The sequence below is a fragment of the uncultured Clostridium sp. genome (assembly GCF_910588715.1).
Taxonomy (GTDB): Bacteria; Bacillota; Clostridia; order Clostridiales; family Clostridiaceae; genus Clostridium.
Window position 1 is genome coordinate 828,761 of the sequence record NZ_CAJURG010000001.1, and the last position, 17,013, is coordinate 845,773.

14 protein-coding genes are annotated in these 17,013 nt (G+C 25.5%); 1 reads left to right on the plus strand and 13 read right to left on the minus strand.

Annotation, left to right across the window (positions count from 1 at the left end):
• The 7 genes from QZ321_RS04115 to QZ321_RS04145 all read right to left on the minus strand — a co-directional run.
• On the minus strand, positions 1-1,096 hold a 1,096-nt coding region (locus tag QZ321_RS04115), incomplete at its 3' end, for an N-acetylmuramoyl-L-alanine amidase (RefSeq protein ID WP_294196264.1).
• A 218-nt stretch (positions 1,097-1,314) separates the two neighbouring features.
• Entirely contained in the window at positions 1,315-2,730 is a 1,416-nt protein-coding gene (locus QZ321_RS04120) for an aminotransferase class I/II-fold pyridoxal phosphate-dependent enzyme (RefSeq protein ID WP_291749856.1), read from the minus strand.
• A 29-nt stretch (positions 2,731-2,759) separates the two neighbouring features.
• The gene (locus QZ321_RS04125) at positions 2,760-3,977 is read right to left on the minus strand and encodes a pitrilysin family protein (protein ID WP_291749853.1); all 1,218 of its coding nucleotides are present in this window, start codon (positions 3,975-3,977) and stop codon (positions 2,760-2,762) included.
• A 216-nt stretch (positions 3,978-4,193) separates the two neighbouring features.
• Complete coding sequence (gene scfB / locus QZ321_RS04130; protein WP_291749852.1) at positions 4,194-5,546, minus strand: thioether cross-link-forming SCIFF peptide maturase; 1,353 nt, start codon at positions 5,544-5,546, stop codon at positions 4,194-4,196.
• A 139-nt stretch (positions 5,547-5,685) separates the two neighbouring features.
• Complete coding sequence (scfA, locus tag QZ321_RS04135; RefSeq protein WP_003371542.1) at positions 5,686-5,823, minus strand: six-cysteine ranthipeptide SCIFF; 138 nt, start codon at positions 5,821-5,823, stop codon at positions 5,686-5,688.
• 207 nt (positions 5,824-6,030) lie between these two features.
• Positions 6,031-6,285 (minus strand): hypothetical protein, encoded by a 255-nt coding sequence (locus QZ321_RS04140; RefSeq protein WP_291749850.1) that lies wholly within the window; start codon positions 6,283-6,285, stop codon positions 6,031-6,033.
• 223 nt (positions 6,286-6,508) lie between these two features.
• On the minus strand, positions 6,509-8,656 hold the full coding sequence (locus tag QZ321_RS04145; protein WP_291749849.1) for a YhgE/Pip domain-containing protein: 2,148 nt from the start codon (positions 8,654-8,656) through the stop codon (positions 6,509-6,511).
• 373 nt (positions 8,657-9,029) lie between these two features.
• Between QZ321_RS04145 and QZ321_RS04150 the strand changes: the two genes are divergently transcribed.
• On the plus strand, positions 9,030-10,175 hold the full coding sequence (locus QZ321_RS04150) for a DEAD/DEAH box helicase (RefSeq protein ID WP_291749848.1): 1,146 nt from the start codon (positions 9,030-9,032) through the stop codon (positions 10,173-10,175).
• Positions 10,176-10,239: 64 nt separating this feature from the next.
• Here QZ321_RS04150 and QZ321_RS04155 read toward each other — a convergent pair whose 3' ends face one another.
• The 6 genes from QZ321_RS04155 to QZ321_RS04180 form a co-directional block, all read right to left on the minus strand.
• Complete coding sequence (locus QZ321_RS04155) at positions 10,240-10,665, minus strand: hypothetical protein (protein WP_291743777.1); 426 nt, start codon at positions 10,663-10,665, stop codon at positions 10,240-10,242.
• A gap of 90 nt (positions 10,666-10,755) precedes the next feature.
• The gene (locus QZ321_RS04160) at positions 10,756-11,586 is read right to left on the minus strand and encodes an aldo/keto reductase (protein ID WP_291749845.1); all 831 of its coding nucleotides are present in this window, start codon (positions 11,584-11,586) and stop codon (positions 10,756-10,758) included.
• Between the two features lie 190 nt (positions 11,587-11,776).
• On the minus strand, positions 11,777-14,314 hold the full coding sequence (locus QZ321_RS04165; RefSeq protein WP_291749843.1) for a Helicase associated domain protein: 2,538 nt from the start codon (positions 14,312-14,314) through the stop codon (positions 11,777-11,779).
• 60 nt (positions 14,315-14,374) lie between these two features.
• On the minus strand, positions 14,375-15,229 hold the full coding sequence (locus QZ321_RS04170; RefSeq protein ID WP_291744253.1) for a glycoside hydrolase family 16 protein: 855 nt from the start codon (positions 15,227-15,229) through the stop codon (positions 14,375-14,377).
• A 194-nt stretch (positions 15,230-15,423) separates the two neighbouring features.
• Positions 15,424-15,729 carry a thioredoxin gene (gene trxA / locus QZ321_RS04175; protein WP_291744252.1) on the minus strand — a complete coding sequence of 102 codons (306 nt, stop codon included), beginning with the start codon at positions 15,727-15,729 and terminating at the stop codon, positions 15,424-15,426.
• A 218-nt stretch (positions 15,730-15,947) separates the two neighbouring features.
• On the minus strand, positions 15,948-16,784 hold the full coding sequence (locus tag QZ321_RS04180) for a ParA family protein (RefSeq protein WP_291744250.1): 837 nt from the start codon (positions 16,782-16,784) through the stop codon (positions 15,948-15,950).
• Positions 16,785-17,013 lie beyond the last annotated feature (229 nt).

Consider the following 17,013-nt stretch of genomic DNA (forward strand, 5'->3'; position numbering starts at 1 on the left):
TTAATGAGCCTATTACTGAATAGCTTGTTCCTGCTCCACTTCTTACATTTAGTGCTCCATTTACCTTTACTGTCCCACTTTTTATAGTACTACCTGAATTTGATCCTCCAGCATTTGTCCCAGAATTTGAACTTCCCCCAGTACCATTATTTAGAACAATATTATTTTGTAAATAATCCATTATTCCATTAACAATACCTTCGGCAACCTTATCTTGATAACTACTTGAACTTAATTTATTAGCTTCAGTTGGATTTGATATAAATCCACATTCAACTAAGCTTGAAGGCATATTCGACGTTCTAATTACTGCATAATTAGCACTCTTAACACCTCTATTACTTGCATTGGTTGATGCTATTAAATCATTTTGGATTTCACTAGCAAGCTCTTTTCCATCTTGTCTTGTCGGATGATAGTAAGTTTCTATTCCATTTCCACTAGAATTTGTTGCAGAGTTTTGATGTATAGAAACAAACACATCAGAACCCCAGTTGTTTGACATTACAGTTCTTTCAGTTAATGATAGATATGTATCATCATATCTACTCATCTTAACTTGTACACCCTTTGACTTCAATTTAGCTTCTATTTTTTTAGATACTTGTAGGTTTATCTCATCTTCAAGTACTCCATTTTGTACTGCTCCATTATCATATCCACCATGTCCTGGATCTATAAATACTTTATAATAATCTCTATTAACTTTTTTATTTACACTTCTTGAATAAGCAGCTGTGGATACTTTATTTTCCATGATACATACTTCTAAAATATATACCGTATCGTCTATTTCTTGAGATATAAATGTACTTCCAGTAGCTTTTCCTACTAATCTTCCATTAATCACTTCTGCTACATTTTTATTATAAATAGTCAAGCCTTCATTCATTGGTAAGTTTATAGCTTCACCAACAGTTAAAACTAAACCATCTTCCATTATAACTTCTTCATCTTTATATTTTTCTAATAATTTAATTAAATCTCTTTCTGATACGCTATAAAATTCTTCAGCTTCTGATATTTTAGAAGGAATCACTAACATTCCCGACAGTACCAACAGACTTAATATTTTTAACTTATTAATAAAAATCACCTTTCTTTCTCTTAATCTATAAAATAGATTTCAACTTTAAGTTTTTAAAAAGACTTTACTTAAGCTATAAATATAATTACTTTAAATTAAAAATAATAAACTTATTATTTAATTTAAAATAATCGTTCTATATTACATTATACATAATTTTACTGCAAAACAAACCAAAATTTTACGAAAATTTTGGGATAATATGTATTTATTTTAAATAAAACACTTTATTTTATATCTTTTATTACCTTTACTAATCCATTTTTTAACCCTATTACTGTTTTATTATTTTTAATATATCCATTTATAATATCAATTGCTTCTTTTGATATTACCTCTCCTGCACAAATTAATGGTATTCCAGGTGGATAAGGAATTATTGCTTCTTTTGAAATTTTAGATTCACTTTCATATATATTTACATACTCAAATTCCATATTAAATGCTTCATATAGCTCCAACACTTTTTTAGGAATTAATCCACAATAATTTTGATAGTCTGTATCAACTAATAATTCTAAGTTTAAGCTTTTCAATGAATTATATATTTTTTCAAAATCCTTTTCTAAATTAAAAGGAGACAAAATTAAAACTACACCACCTGAAAAACTCATTTCACACTGTATATTTAAGCTTCTTAAATAATTTAATAATTTATGTCCACTATATCCTTTTTTTAATATTAATATGTATCTACTTAAATCTAGGTCATAACCCCTTGGCAAATCTTCTTTACTTAAAACTCTTACTTTATTTAAATTATTAATTTTTATACTCCATTTAATAGCTAAATCAATTAACTTATCATAGTCCTCTTTTCCATAATTCTCTAAATAATATCTAGCATAATCTAATGATGACATTATTAAATATGATGGTGATGTAGTCATAAATGCTTTTAAATAAAAATCAACATTAGTATCATTATTAATTAAGAGATATGAACCTTGAGTTAAACTTGGCAAAGTTTTATGCGCACTTAAAACTATATAATCTGCATATTTAACTATAGATTTAGGTAATTTTTCTGTTATTCCATAATGGGCTCCATGAGCTCCATCTATAATTATTTTTAATCCTCTATCTTTTAAATCTTTTAAAGTTTCAACTATATCATATCCAATTCCAAAATAATTTGGATAAGTTAATATTATTCCTTTTGCATTTTTACATTTATTTATTGCTTTATATATTTCCTTTTCTGTTGGTGGTAAAAATAACCCTTTATCTTCATAAACCACAGGTTCTATATATTTAACTTTTAGCTTTCTTAAAATAATTCCATTATAAACTGATTTATGACAATTTCTCTCTACCAAAATTTCATCATCCTCATTGAAGGCATCAAAAATAGAAGCTAAGTTTCCAGCAGTACTACCATTAACAACAAAATATGCTTTTCTAACATCATAGGTTTTTGCTAATAATTCTTGTGCTTCTTTTATTATGCCTTCTGGAGCATGAAGGTTGTCTAGAGGGTCTACTTCTGTAATATCTAAAAACCCCATATTATTTACAAATTCTCTTCCAACATCGTCTCTTAAAAATCCAATACCACTTTTATTTCCTGGCATTGAAAGTATTAAGTTGTTTTCTTTTTTATACTTTAAAACTTCATCTAATAACGGTACTTTTTTACTCATTTATTCCTCTTCTTAAAAAATTGATTTAATTATTTATTGTTTATTACTTGAACTACCATATTTTTTAATACCTTATTAGCAGTATTAATAATATAATCTAAAGGTATTTTATCTAAGTTTTCAGTTTCATCAATATATAACATTCCATCTCCAAACATAGTGTCATATGTGGCTATTCCCATTGCTAATCTTACACTTTGCTCATTTGAAAATAATCTTTTTAATTTAAAGCTCTTTATTAAATCTTTAATATCACTCTCTTTTAATACATTTTTATATTCATCAATATTTTTTATAAGTTCTTTTACTATTTGTATAGACTTTTCTAAATTTTCCGGTGCAGTACTATAAATAATTTTATAAACCTTTATATGTTCCTCGTTTGAAATCCTTGTTAATACATCATATACCAAAGAATTTTTTGTCCTTAATGTATCAAATAAAATAGAGTTTACTCCTTCTCCAAAATACTGATTAAAAATTCTTAATGCTTTTACTTCCCATTGATTTAAATTATCTATAGGGAATATAATTTGAACCTTAGAACTATTAATATCTAATTTACTATTTATAAATATTCCACCCTCAATTTCACCATTTATCTCTTCTTTTTCAGGTAGCTTTTCACTTCTCCAATCTATAAAGCTTTCTTCCACCATATTTTTTACTTCTTCAAAGTCTAAATTCGAAATTATAGTAATAGTTGCATTATTAGCACAATAATAATCATTAAAAAAGTTTATCGCATCATCTATTGTCATATTATTTAATGATTCTTCAGTACCTATGATAGGATATTTAATTCTCCTATTTTCCATACAATTATAATAGAGCTTATCTTCTGTATATTGTTCGATATCCTCATCCCATTCTTTAAGTTCTTGTTTTATAACTTCCATTTCTTCTTTAAAAACTTCTTCAGTAAAAACTGGATTTAAAAGAATATCTGAAAACAAATCTAACCCCTGTTTTAAATCTTCACTTAGTAAACTTCCATAAAATACAACATAAGGATAATTAGTCATAGCATTTTGAAAAGCAAATATGTTGCTTAACTCTGTATTTATTTCTTTTTCAGATTTAGTTTCTGTTCCTTTATAAACCATATGTTCAGTTATATGAGCAACTCCTAATTGCTTTCCATCACGAATTGCTCCTGCATCTAATGAAATACATATTGAATTTAATTCATTACTTGTCTTTTTATAAATAAGCTTTAATCCATTATCAAAAATAAAATCTTTCATTAAATTATCACCTCTTATAGTTAATATCTAAAAAATTATTAATATACTTAAAAGTTTAACTACTTTTTCTTCATATATTCTTATTTTTACAATTTATCCTTCTTAACATAAAAAACAATAATAATATTTTTAATTATTTTACTTAATACGTTTTACTGATATACAAAAAAACAACAAGAACTAAGATATTATCTTGTTCTTGCTATTTTAATATATTTATTCAGCTTTAAGTGCTATTGCGCATTCAATTCTCTTCTTTTGCATTTTACATCCTATTTCATAAGGAATATTCATATCTCCATTAAATGCAAAGTTATTTGATTGACATCCCCCACTACAGTAAAATCTTGCCCAACATTCTCTACACTTTGGTTTGTTGTATATGTGAGCTTTCTTAAACTTTTTACCTAATTCAGCATCATAAGTATCATCATAAATACTTCCTAGCTTAAATTCTTCCTTACCTACGAATTGATGACATGGGTAAACCTCTCCTTGTGGAGTTATTGCAACATATTCAAAACCTGCACCACATCCTGAAATTCTCTTATAAACACATGGTCCACCATTTAAGTCAATATTAAAATGATAGAAGTTGAATTCATCTCCATCTTTCTTTCTTCTAACCATTTCATCATATAACTTATCATAGTTTTCAAATATTTCTGGTAAGTGTTCTTCTTTAAGTTCTAAGAAATGTCCCTTTTCTAAAACTACCGGCTCAATTGAAATTTCTCTAAATCCTTCATTTACCATTGCCTTAACATCTTCAAAGAAATCAGTATTAGCTCCTGTAAATGTTCCTCTTACATAATAATGTTTAGATTTATCTCTCTTTTCAATCATTCTCTTAATATTTGGAAGTATATCATCATAAGAACCACTTCCATCTACTTTAATTCTTACATTGTCATTAACTTCTTTTCTACCATCTAAAGAAAGAATTATATTTCCCATTTCTTTATCCATAAAATCCATCATTTCTTCTGTTAAAAGAGTAGCATTAGTAGTCATAGTAAATCTAATGTTTTTCTTCCAAGCCTTTTCATTTTCTCTAGCGTAGGCAATTATTTCTTTAACCTTGTCCATAATCATTGTTGGTTCTCCACCAAATAGGTCAATTTCAATATTTCTTCTTGGACCACTTCTTTTAACAACATAATCTATTGCTTTTTTAGCAGTTTCAACAGACATTACTCCCTTATGCCCATTATATTCTCCTTCGTCTGCAAAACAATATTTACATCTTAAGTTACATCCATGAATTATATTCAAACATACTGCCTTAATATAATCTCTATCATCCATTGAAGAATGTGCTATATCTTCGTATTGATCTCTTGAATATAAAATATCTTCATCAATAAGCTCTAACAACTCTTCATAAGCTTCTTTTATAGTTTCCTCACCATATTTAGCTCCAAATTCTTTTATAAGCTCTTCTTTATCTCTTAGTTCATTGTCATCTACTAAATCATAAACTAATTCATCTACAATATGTACAGCTCCTGTATTAACGTCTAAAACAAAGAAATTATCTCCTTGTTTAAATTTGTGTATTAAAGCCATTTTTACTTTCCTCCTAAAATTATTTTTCCATATATCTTGAAACATATCTTATTTATTCCTAATGTCAATTTGATAAGTTAACTTCTACTAATATATAAAGTTAAGCAGCAACTTTTTTTAAGTTACTGCTTGTCTTTAATTAGTTTTCACACTCTAAGTTAGCAACTGTGCAAGAAGTTTTGCAAGCTGATTGGCATGAGTTTGCACATTCCTTACATCCTGGCTTACATAAGCTGTTTTTGATGTTTGTTTTGTTAATAGTTTTTATGTGTTTCATGTCGAATCCTCCCTATTTCAAATGTAACATTGGTAATTATAGCATAGTTTGTCATGGTAATAAAGTATTTATTTACTAACAATTTATGCTGAATATTTCCAATAAAATATATATTAAAAATATATTTCTATTATTACTTATAATTAGAATTTCTTAAAAAAATTCAGCATTACATCTTTTAGTAAATGCTGAATATATTTTAAAATTCTATAAGGAAGTTTCTCTTTTTATTTCTTTTATCATATCATTTTCTGAAACTGTTTTATCATCATATGGATTATAAATATTATTTAAATGTACTGTGTAATATACATTCTTACTCTTTTTTTCTTTTTTATTATTTGTATCTCCTTCAGTAAAATTCTTAGCTTTTTTATTCATATTATTTTTAAAACAAACTCCGGCTACAACACCTGCTACTGCCGATACTACACCAAATATTAATTTTTTATTATTTTTCATACTCATATTCTCCACCTCACTATTATAAAAAATTATATTAACATTAATTACTTTAGTCAATTTAAAAAATCAATTATTCTTTTATATTAACAAGAATTTATAAACTAAAGCCACCTATAATTATTACCATTATTTTCAAAAATAATACATTTATTATTTTAATTATAAAAAGAGCATTTAAAGTAAATTATTTTAAACTTTAAACACTCTTTTATATTATTATCTATTCACTAACTCCACTTTTTTCTAAACTTTCTGTAAAACCATGAGTCAATTTATTTATTGGTTTTTTAAGGAATAAAGAAATAAGTATAAATATTGCTCCATATATTAAAAGAACTACTATATCCTTAGTTAATACATTTTGAACAACTCCACCAATTGCTTCTCTTGCAAAAGAAATAGCATAAGTAAATGGTAAAAACGGATTAATCACTTGGAAAAACTTTGGTGTTAATTGAATAGGGAACGTTCCTCCTGAACCACCAATTTGTATTACTAATAACACAATTCCTAAAACCTTACCTATGTTTCCAAAAACAGAGCATAGTGAGTATAAAATTAATGTGAATATAACACTTGTAAATATACTACCTAATACAAATAATAATGGATTTACACAATATATTTTTAATATATATAAATCTCCTAAGGCTACTATTATAGCTTGAATTATTGCTATACTCATAAATAATAACATTTTACCAAAGTATTGAGATATAGCAGAATATTCTCCCTTAGCTTCAACTCTTAACATAGAAGCTAATAATAATAATCCTACCCATAATGATAATACTGTATAAAATGGTGTCATTCCTGTACCATAGTTACCCATTGGGAATAACTTATTTTCAACTATATTTACTGGATCAGATAAAAAGTCACTTCTTGTTTGTACATCTGTTTTTAATAAATCAACTATTTCTTGTAAGTCCTCACTATTATTAATGCCTCCAACTTTGCTAACTAATTCATTAATCATATTTTCAGCTTCTGGAAGCTTTTCTTTAACAAATTCAATTCCATCGATACCTTTATCTGCACCAGCATAAACAGTATTTAATAATTCTGAAACTTGTGGAAGCTTTTCTCCTGCTGAACTTAATACAGATGCTGCATTATCAGCTGTATTATATGCTTCATCAAATATGCTATTTATCTTTGATACTATATTTGCATCAAAATTATCATATAAATTTCCTGATATAGTGCTAATATCATTTGAGAAAGTTAAAACATTGTTTAATAAATTTAAATCTGGTTTTTGACCATTTGCTAGATTATCTTTTACTGTATTTAAAGCAGTTATAGCTGAACTAACCTTATCATTTATAGCTTGTAAGTTAGCAATTGTATCATCAAACTTTCCAGGATTAAATTTATTCATAGTTTGAAGGATTCCTATTAATGAATCTGCACTTTTATTTATACTATTTAACTTATTAAGTAAACTATCAATCATTTCAGGAGCATTTTCTGCACCAGCATTTATTACATTTATTAATGCACCTGTATATTTAGAAATATCTATTGATATTTCATTTAATATTTTAATATCATTTTTAATTACAGGTGATATATTATTTAAACTTGTCTTTGAAGAAGATAAAAATTCTTTAACATCACCACTTAAAGTTTGTGCGTTTTCAATAGTTTCCTTTATCTTAGGAATATCTTCTTGCACTTCACTTACTAATGTTTTTAATTGTTCTGCACCACTTCCTGCTAAATCAACTGTTTCATTAATATTTCCAAAACGTCCTTGAAGTTCTACTAATGAATTATAAATTGTACCAATCTTAGGTATTTGGTTTTCAAGTTCTATTCCAATTTCCTTTCCTAAACCAAATATTGATTCACTTACAGTGGAAACTACAGCTTTACTTACATTTTCTTGAATTGCACTTGCTCCCTTATCTGTAAGCTTAGGAGCTATAGCATTAATCTTTTCATTTACTGTATAAATAATATTTCCTTTTTGAATATCTTCAGTAACAATGGATGTTAGGTTTTTAGAGAAATCTTCAGGAATAGTAATCATTGCATAATACTTTCCTTCTTCAACCATTTGTGTTGCTTCCTCTTCACTAACAAACTGCCACCCCATTTGATGATTGTCCTTTAATTCTTCTACAACATCATTTCCTAAATTAATTTCTTTGTCATTAAGTGTTGTTCCTAAATCTTTATTTACAACTCCAATTTTTATTCCACTTGTTGCTGATTGCGCATATGGATCCCATGATGCCTTTATATTAAACCAAGCATATAAAGATGGTAAAATACACAATGCCATAATAACAATAATTGCTCCATAATTTTTAAAGATATTCTTTAAATCTCTTTTAAAAATTTCAAATGCACCTTTCATATTCTTTTTCTCCTTTGATTTTTAATTCATAATAAAATCTATTTTAACACTTCGGTACTGAAATTCAAGTTTTAGTTTCCTGCTATTTTTTTGAACTTTTATTTATAAATAATTATTTTTCTCTAAATTTAAACGTTTTTCCTTATATAAATAAAAATTATTAATATTTTTTATTTAATTATTTATAATTTTAAGTTTAATCTTTTATTCTTGTTTTTTACCTTTTTCAAATTAATATACTTTTAATTTAAATAATAATTAAATCTTTTTTATTTGTTTATAAGAAACTTAAATTTATACAAAATTCTATACTAAAATTATTTTTAGTGTATACTAATATAGATATAAAAAATACCAAGGAGAAAAAATAAAAATGTCATTTAATGAACTTAATTTAAATCCAAATATAATAGAAGGTTTAAAGCTTCAAGGAATTACTTACCCTACAGAAATTCAAAGTCTAACTATAAAAGAAGCATTAGAAAACTTAGATATTATTGCTGAAGCACATACTGGTAGTGGAAAAACTTTATCTTACATATGCCCTATTATTCAAAAAATAAATATTGAAAAAAAAGAAATGCAAGCCATTATTCTTGCTCCAACTCATGAATTAGTTATGCAAATAGATGCACAAATTAAACTGCTTGCAAAAAATTCAAATATGAATGTAACTTCACTTACTATAATGGGTGAATCTAATATTGAAAAACAAATCAAAAAACTTAAAGAAATAAAGCCTCATATAATAGTAGGTTCAGCTGGAAGAGTTCTTGATTTAATTAAAAAGAAAAAAATAACTGCTCATACTATAAAAACTATAGTTATAGACGAAGCTGATAGTTTACTTGCTAAAAATAAATCTATAATAATAAAAAATATAATTAAAGCTACAATGAGAGATAGACAACTTATGTTTTTCTCTGCAAGCATGAATGATTCAGCATTAGAAATTTCTAAATCATTAGTTAAAGAAGTTCACATAGTAAAATCAGAAGCTAAATCTGTTTTAAATCCAAACATTTCTCATATGTATATTACTTGTGAATTTAGAGATAGATTTGAAACTTTAAGAAAATTATTAGCTGCTGAATCTCCACAAAGAGCCATTATATTTATTAATAATAGTACAGAACTTCAAAATATTAATGAAAAATTAGATTACCATAAAGTTAAATCTACAGCCATATTTGGTAATGCATCAAAAGAGCAAAGACAAAGATCAATAGAAGCTTTTAGAAGTGGTAAATTTAATGTATTAGTTTCTTCTGATGTATCGGCTAGGGGGTTAGACATTCCTGAAGTAACTCATATTATAAGCATGGATTTCCCTGAAAATCCTGATGAATATTTACATAGAGCTGGAAGAACAGCTCGTGGAAATCTATTTGGATGTTCAATTTGCATAGGTACAAGACGTGATTTAGATGCTATAAAATCCTATCAAAAAGCTTTTAAAATAAAATTTAAAGAAATGAAATTATATGGTGGAAACTTAATTCCTATGAATAATAAATAAAATATAAATACCTTTAATTTTTATACATTCAATTAAGTAAGTATAAAAGTTAAAGGTATTATTCTTATTTCCCTATATTATCTTTACTTGATTTTAAATTCTCTATAGCTTTGCTAGAATCATCATTATTTGTAACTTCTTTAGAAACTTCACCATTAATTTCAGCTATACCCTCTTCAGCTTCATCTAATGTCTGTTTTACATCTTTAAATTTACTCATTAAAGTATCATATCCACCACATAAAATTAACTCTACTATTAATGAATTTAAGAATGATATATAAACATACTCTACAGTTATAGCAGCTTTTCCAACTATAATTTGAACAATAACAAGATGAATAACTGCTAAGATAAAAGTATACAATTTTGTAGGTATTTTATTAATAAGTGGAAAATTTTTAGTTGTAAATACTATTAATTCTACAGCAGCTAATGTTCCTATAAATGATGAAAGAAAATTTTCAGTTATAAAGTTAGTTATCTCCATATAACTTCTCTCCTACTACAAATATTCCTATTATCAATAAATGCAATTATGTTGAGAAGTGACACTTTTATTTATAAAACTATTTAAAAATTACCATTTAAAATCATTATATGTTGTATTTTCTGGAATACCTGACACAGTTTCATTTCTATCTAACTTATCAATTTTTATCATATCTTCTTCTGATAACTCAAAATTAAATATATCGATATTATCAGCTATTCTTCCATAATGTGATGACTTGGGTATTGGAATAATTCCCTTTTGTATATGCCATCTTAAAGCTATTTGAGCAATAGTTTTATTATATTTTTCAGCTAAATCAATCATAAGTGGCACTTCTAATAGCTGACCTTTCATAATTGGACTCCATCCTATAACTTGTATTTTATAATTATTACAATAATTTACTATTTCCTTTTGAGAAAAACATGGATGGACTTCTATTTGATTAACCATAGGCATTATTTTAGCTGTCTTTCTTAATTCTTCTAGATGACCTATTTTAAAATTACATACTCCAATAGCTCTAACTTTTCCTAACTCATAAAGACTTTCAAAGGCTCTCCAAGTTTCTTTATTAAGTTTTGTTGGCCAATGTATCAATAATAAATCTAAATAATCAATATCTAATTTTTTCATAGATTTTTCAAAGGAATCTATAGCTTTATCATATCCATGACTATCATTCCAGACCTTTGTAGCTAAAAATATATTTTCCCTTTTAATTTTACTTTCTTTAATTGCCTTTCCTATCCACTCTTCATTCCCATAAAAAGATGCTGTATCTATAAATCTATACCCTACCTTTAGTGCATATTTAATAGTATCTATAGTTTCATTTTCATCTTTTAATTTATAGGTTCCAAACCCAATCTTTGGTATATCAATACCATTTAATAAACTCTTATAGCTATTCATAAAACCTTTCTCCATTTAACTAATATTTAAGATATTATTTTTAATAATCTATTACCACTATAATATTTATTAATTAAAAGATTATTTAATGCTTTTTATTCAAATCCCTAATATTCTTATTAGTTAAATTATAAATTCTAATTTAGTTAATTGACTTTTCTCATTTAATACAATAAATAATAAAATTATTTTAAATATAAATCATATCTTCAAAATAAATATAATTTATATCATCTATATATTCTTTTATATCAAAGATAAAGCTATTTTCTAAAAATAATTTTTTTACAAATTCTCTAGCTTTATATTCCTCATTATAAGCTTCTAATTCTCTAGTTTTCTTAGAACTTGGTAAATTTTTTTCTATAGTATTTTCTATTATTTTTTTACTAGGATATATAGATGTTACAAAATTTATAAATCTTTTTTTATCAGGTGCAATTTTATTTAAATAGCAATCTATTCTATAACACTCATTAATTTTCTTATAAAATTTAATTATTTTATATATGCTAATAAGCCACTTATTTTCTTCAAACCTAGAAGTTTCCCTAAACTCTTTAATTATTATTTCTTTTCTTTCATCATCTAAATTATTATTTTGAAAATCTTTTATTTGCTTATCCCACCATCTAATAATAAACTCTTTTTCTAATAAAATATCCTTACCTTCACATTTTGATATTAAACTTTCTTTGGTATAAATTACAGCATAATATTTTTCATTTAAAAGCTTATAATAACTTATTTCTCTTTCATAGGAACTAATAATTAACTCCTCATACTTTTTATAATTTTCCTTATACTTATATATATTAATATCCCATATAAATCCTATAGAATTAAGTTTACTTATAAATTCTTCATTTAATATATTCCTTTTATAAAGAGTCCTTTGAAGACTAATCCAACTATATAACCTTAAATATTCATCGTTCTTTGGTACATTTAAATGACCATTAATTTCTTTAAACTTTAGTAAACTTTCAAAAGATTCCTCCCAATTATAAGTTATTTTTCTTTCAATATTTTTTAACTCTAAAATAACCTCTTCATGCTCTTCATAAAGACAAAGACGAATATCCTCATCCTGTAACCCTATTTGTCTTCTATAAACATTATTAAAAAGCTTTGCTTCTTCTAAATTTTTTCTAAAGTTAACAAGCTCTAAATTATCTATATTATCTACAAAATCAAATACTATTGGGTTTTCATCTACTGAATCTGTTGTAAGACAGCGTCCTAATTGCTGATAATATATACTTGGAGATTTAGTATTTCTAAGCATAACTATTCCTGTTATATTTCTAATGTGTATTCCTTCATTTAATTTACTTATAGCAAAAAGTAACTTTAATTCATTATCATTATTTTCACTTTCAAATTTAGCTAAATTTTCTTTACTCCTTTTATTAATTGAAGTTATTACAAAAGACTTTATATTAAATTTATTATCTAATGCACTATTAAACCACTTATTAACTTCATCTTTCATTTTTATTAAATGCTTATTATTTTCACAAAAAATTATGAACTTTAACTTTTTACTCTTTGGCAAGTGCTTTTTTATTATATTTTCAATCTTACTTTCTCTTTCCCACTTGCCTTTATATACATTAAGCTCCTCTATATACTTTCTTTTATCTTCTAAAGATATATTTAAACTTTTCATCAGTCTAAGCTTTTTCTCAATTTCTTTATCTAAATCATACATTGCAGAAACATAAATAGGCATAGGTAGAATTTTTCTAACTATTGCTTCAGAAAGACTTATTGGAGTAGTTGAACTACCATAAAACAATTCATTAATCATATCCCTATTATTATCTAAAAATCTAATTGGAGTTGCAGAAAGACCTATGATTTTAGAATTATTGTTTTTATTTAATACATATTTAACAGCTTTTCCCCAATTTAAAGCTCCAGCCCTATGCATCTCATCTAAAATAATTAAATCTATATTTAATTCTTCTAACTTTCCTTTTGAATATAAAGCAAAAAATTTACTATAAGTATAAAACTTACAATTAGTTATACTCCAAGGAGCTAATTTTTTTAATCCATCTAATATTTCATTAGTAGGTGCTAAAACAATAGATTTTTTATATCTATAATCAAATAAAATTTGAAGTATAATAAAACTTTTTCCTGTTCCTGTTGCATTAGGTACTGCTACTCTATTTTTATTTTCCAAAACTGCTTTAACTTCTTTATATGTGTACCTATTATGTGGTCTTAAATCTGGTAATAATATTCCATCACTACTCTTTTCCTTATAGTTATTTATAAGTTCCTCTATAAATTCAAAGTCTTCTAAAGACATACTTGTTTTATTAAACATATTTACATTTTCTACATATCCATTTAAAGAAATTATCATAAAATATTTGCAATTATACTTTTTACTACTTTGATTTTCAAACTTTAATAGCTCTGTAATAATATCTGCATTACCTAAAGGCCTTATAGTATTTTTGGCCTGTATTATCCAGACAGATTTATTAGGATTATTTTCCCTAGATAATATTATGTCTGCACCACCATCATGGGAACCCCCACTTATAGTTGCTATATACCCATTTCCTTCAAATAAAAATCCTAAATATTCCTCAAAAACCTTTCCCTTTATAAGCTTTTCTATAGAATTAAGCTCTTTCTTTATAAAATGAACATTTTTTTCATATGTTAATTTCTTTAATAAATTTAATATATCTTTTCTATTCTCCATTTATATATCTTGCTCCCACTTTTTTAGCACATATAAATTATAATTTTTAATTACTTGAATTTATATATCATCATCTTCTAACTCATAAACCCTTACATAATCTATCTTAAATTCTGCATTTTCAAAATTGGTAGATTCATCTGGATTTCCTGGCCAAATTCCTCCAACTGCTAAATTAAATTGAATATAAAATGTTTGATTAAAAGGTGCTGGATATTCTATTTTCCCCTCACCTTCTTGCTTTGTATACCATTTATTTACTTTATGATATAAATTTCCATCTATATAATAACGTATTTCATCAGGCTCCCATTCAATCGAAAATATGTGATAATCATCTGCAAATGTACCCTTATCTAAAGTGTAACTTCCTTGTTGCTGCTTATGTGGATTTCCATAATGTATTGATCCATATGCCTTTTCCGGTTCATGACCTAATATCTCCATAATATCTATTTCTCCACACCTAGGCCAAGAGCCATACAAACTTTCACTTGTTGGCATCATCCAAAAAGCAGGCCATAATCCCTGCCCCTTTGGAACCTTTACCCTAGCTTCAAATTTTCCATATTTATAGTCTCGTTTATTTTGCGTTGTTACCTTTCCTGATGTATATCTAATTCCACTCTCTGTTTCTTCTTTAATAGCTTTTATTACAAGAGTACCATCCTTTACATAAATATTATTTGTAGAGTCTGTATACTCTTGTAATTCATTATTTACCCATCCTGGCTCATGTGTTTCATAATTCCAGCTTTCTAAATTTAATGAATCACCCTCAAAATTATCCTCCCAAACCAATTTCCAATTTTTTTTGCTTTTTCTTTCAGCATATCCCTTTCCAAGCATAATTACACTAATTGTTGTTGTAGCCAATAAAGTTCCCACTATAAAATTTAAAAGTTTTTTATTCATTCTTTTCTCCTACTTATATTAATACATTAAAGTTTATTATTGAATAATTTATATTTTAATATATATTCCTATATTTTTCCTCATGTAAATTTCAATTCTTAATATTTATTTAAACATTATTGTTTCTCAAAAAGACGTCTTAAATTAATATTTAAGACGTCTTTTATATTATAAAAGTTTCACTGAACACTTTTTTATTTTCCCTTTTCTATTAGTTCTTCTATCATTTTCTTTGGTCTAAAACCAATCATTTTATTCAAAAATTGACCATTCTTTAACAATACTAATGTAGGTATTGATTGTATTTGATAATAGCTTGCTAAAAATCTTGAATCATCAATGTTAACCTTAATGATTCTTACATCTTTATTTTCTTTATTTATTTCTTCTAATATTGGTGTAAGCATCTTACATGGTCCACACCAATCTGCATAAAAATCAATCAATACTAATCCATCATTTATCTCATTAACAAATTCTGATTCTTTAATAACCTTCATAGTAGTTCTCTCCTAATTATTAATTTCTAAAACAATTCTTAAGAATTACTTTTCTTTCTTTACTAAAATTATATTCATTTAACTATTTATTGTTTCTAGTTAAATTAACTAAATGTGACTTTATCACATATAATATATGTTTTTAATAAATTAAGGCTTTAAGTTAAAAATATATTTATTAACTTAAAGCCTTAATTATTTCTATATTTAAAATATTTCTATCCTACTTTAGATACTTCCTTATCAATACTCTTTCTACTTCTTATAGATGCTACAGGACTAACATTCTTAGTAAAAGCTGTATTTAAAATTTCATCCGTTACGCTTCTGTATTCCTTTGTGCTCTTACTTTTTGGATCATACATAGAAACTGGTAGTCCACTTGTTTGACTTTTTACTATTACGCTGCTTTGATGAATTTCTGTTTCAAATACTCTATATGAATAAGATTCTTTTATCTCTTTTCTAAAATTTTCACTAAGCTTTGTTCTTGAATCCACTCTTGTTAATAATATACCTTCAACCTTTAATTTTTTATTAAATGTCTTTTGAGTTAACTTTATTGTTCTTGATAAATTTTTAAGACCTTGCATATTAAATAAAGATGGCTCCATTGGTATAATTACACTATCACTTGCAACTAATGCATTAATAGTAGTTATAGATTGCGTTGGTGGGCAATCTATTAATATAAAGTCATAATCATCTTTTAAATTTTCTTCTTCTATTAATCTATTTAATATTCTCTTACAATTTCTCATTTTTATTAAAGCTAAGTCAGCATTGCTAACTTCAGAATTATTAGGAATAATATCTAAGCCATCTAACGTTGAGCATTTTTTTATTGATTTTCTTAAAGATTTTTTTCCTCTAAGACAATTAATTAATGACTCATTATCTGGCTTAAACCCTACACTAGTTGTTAAATTTGCTTGATAATCATTATCTATTATCAAAACCCTATAACCTGAATTAACTAACTCCGCTGCTATATTTACTACTGTTGTAGTTTTAGCACATCCACCCTTGTGATTACAAACACTAATAACTTTCATAAATTTTCTCCCCTAACCCTTAAATAATTAAGTTTTGTTTTTTTATTTTTTATCATAGTTTCTCAATCTATAACATTTATAAAAACTTATTAATTTATGTTATACTTTATTTTATCACTTTTGTAATAATTTTACAATTATATATTAAAAAAGTATTGTTAATTCTAACTTTAAACAATAATTTTTTATTAATGTTTATTATACTTTTAATTTATTCTTTAATTATATT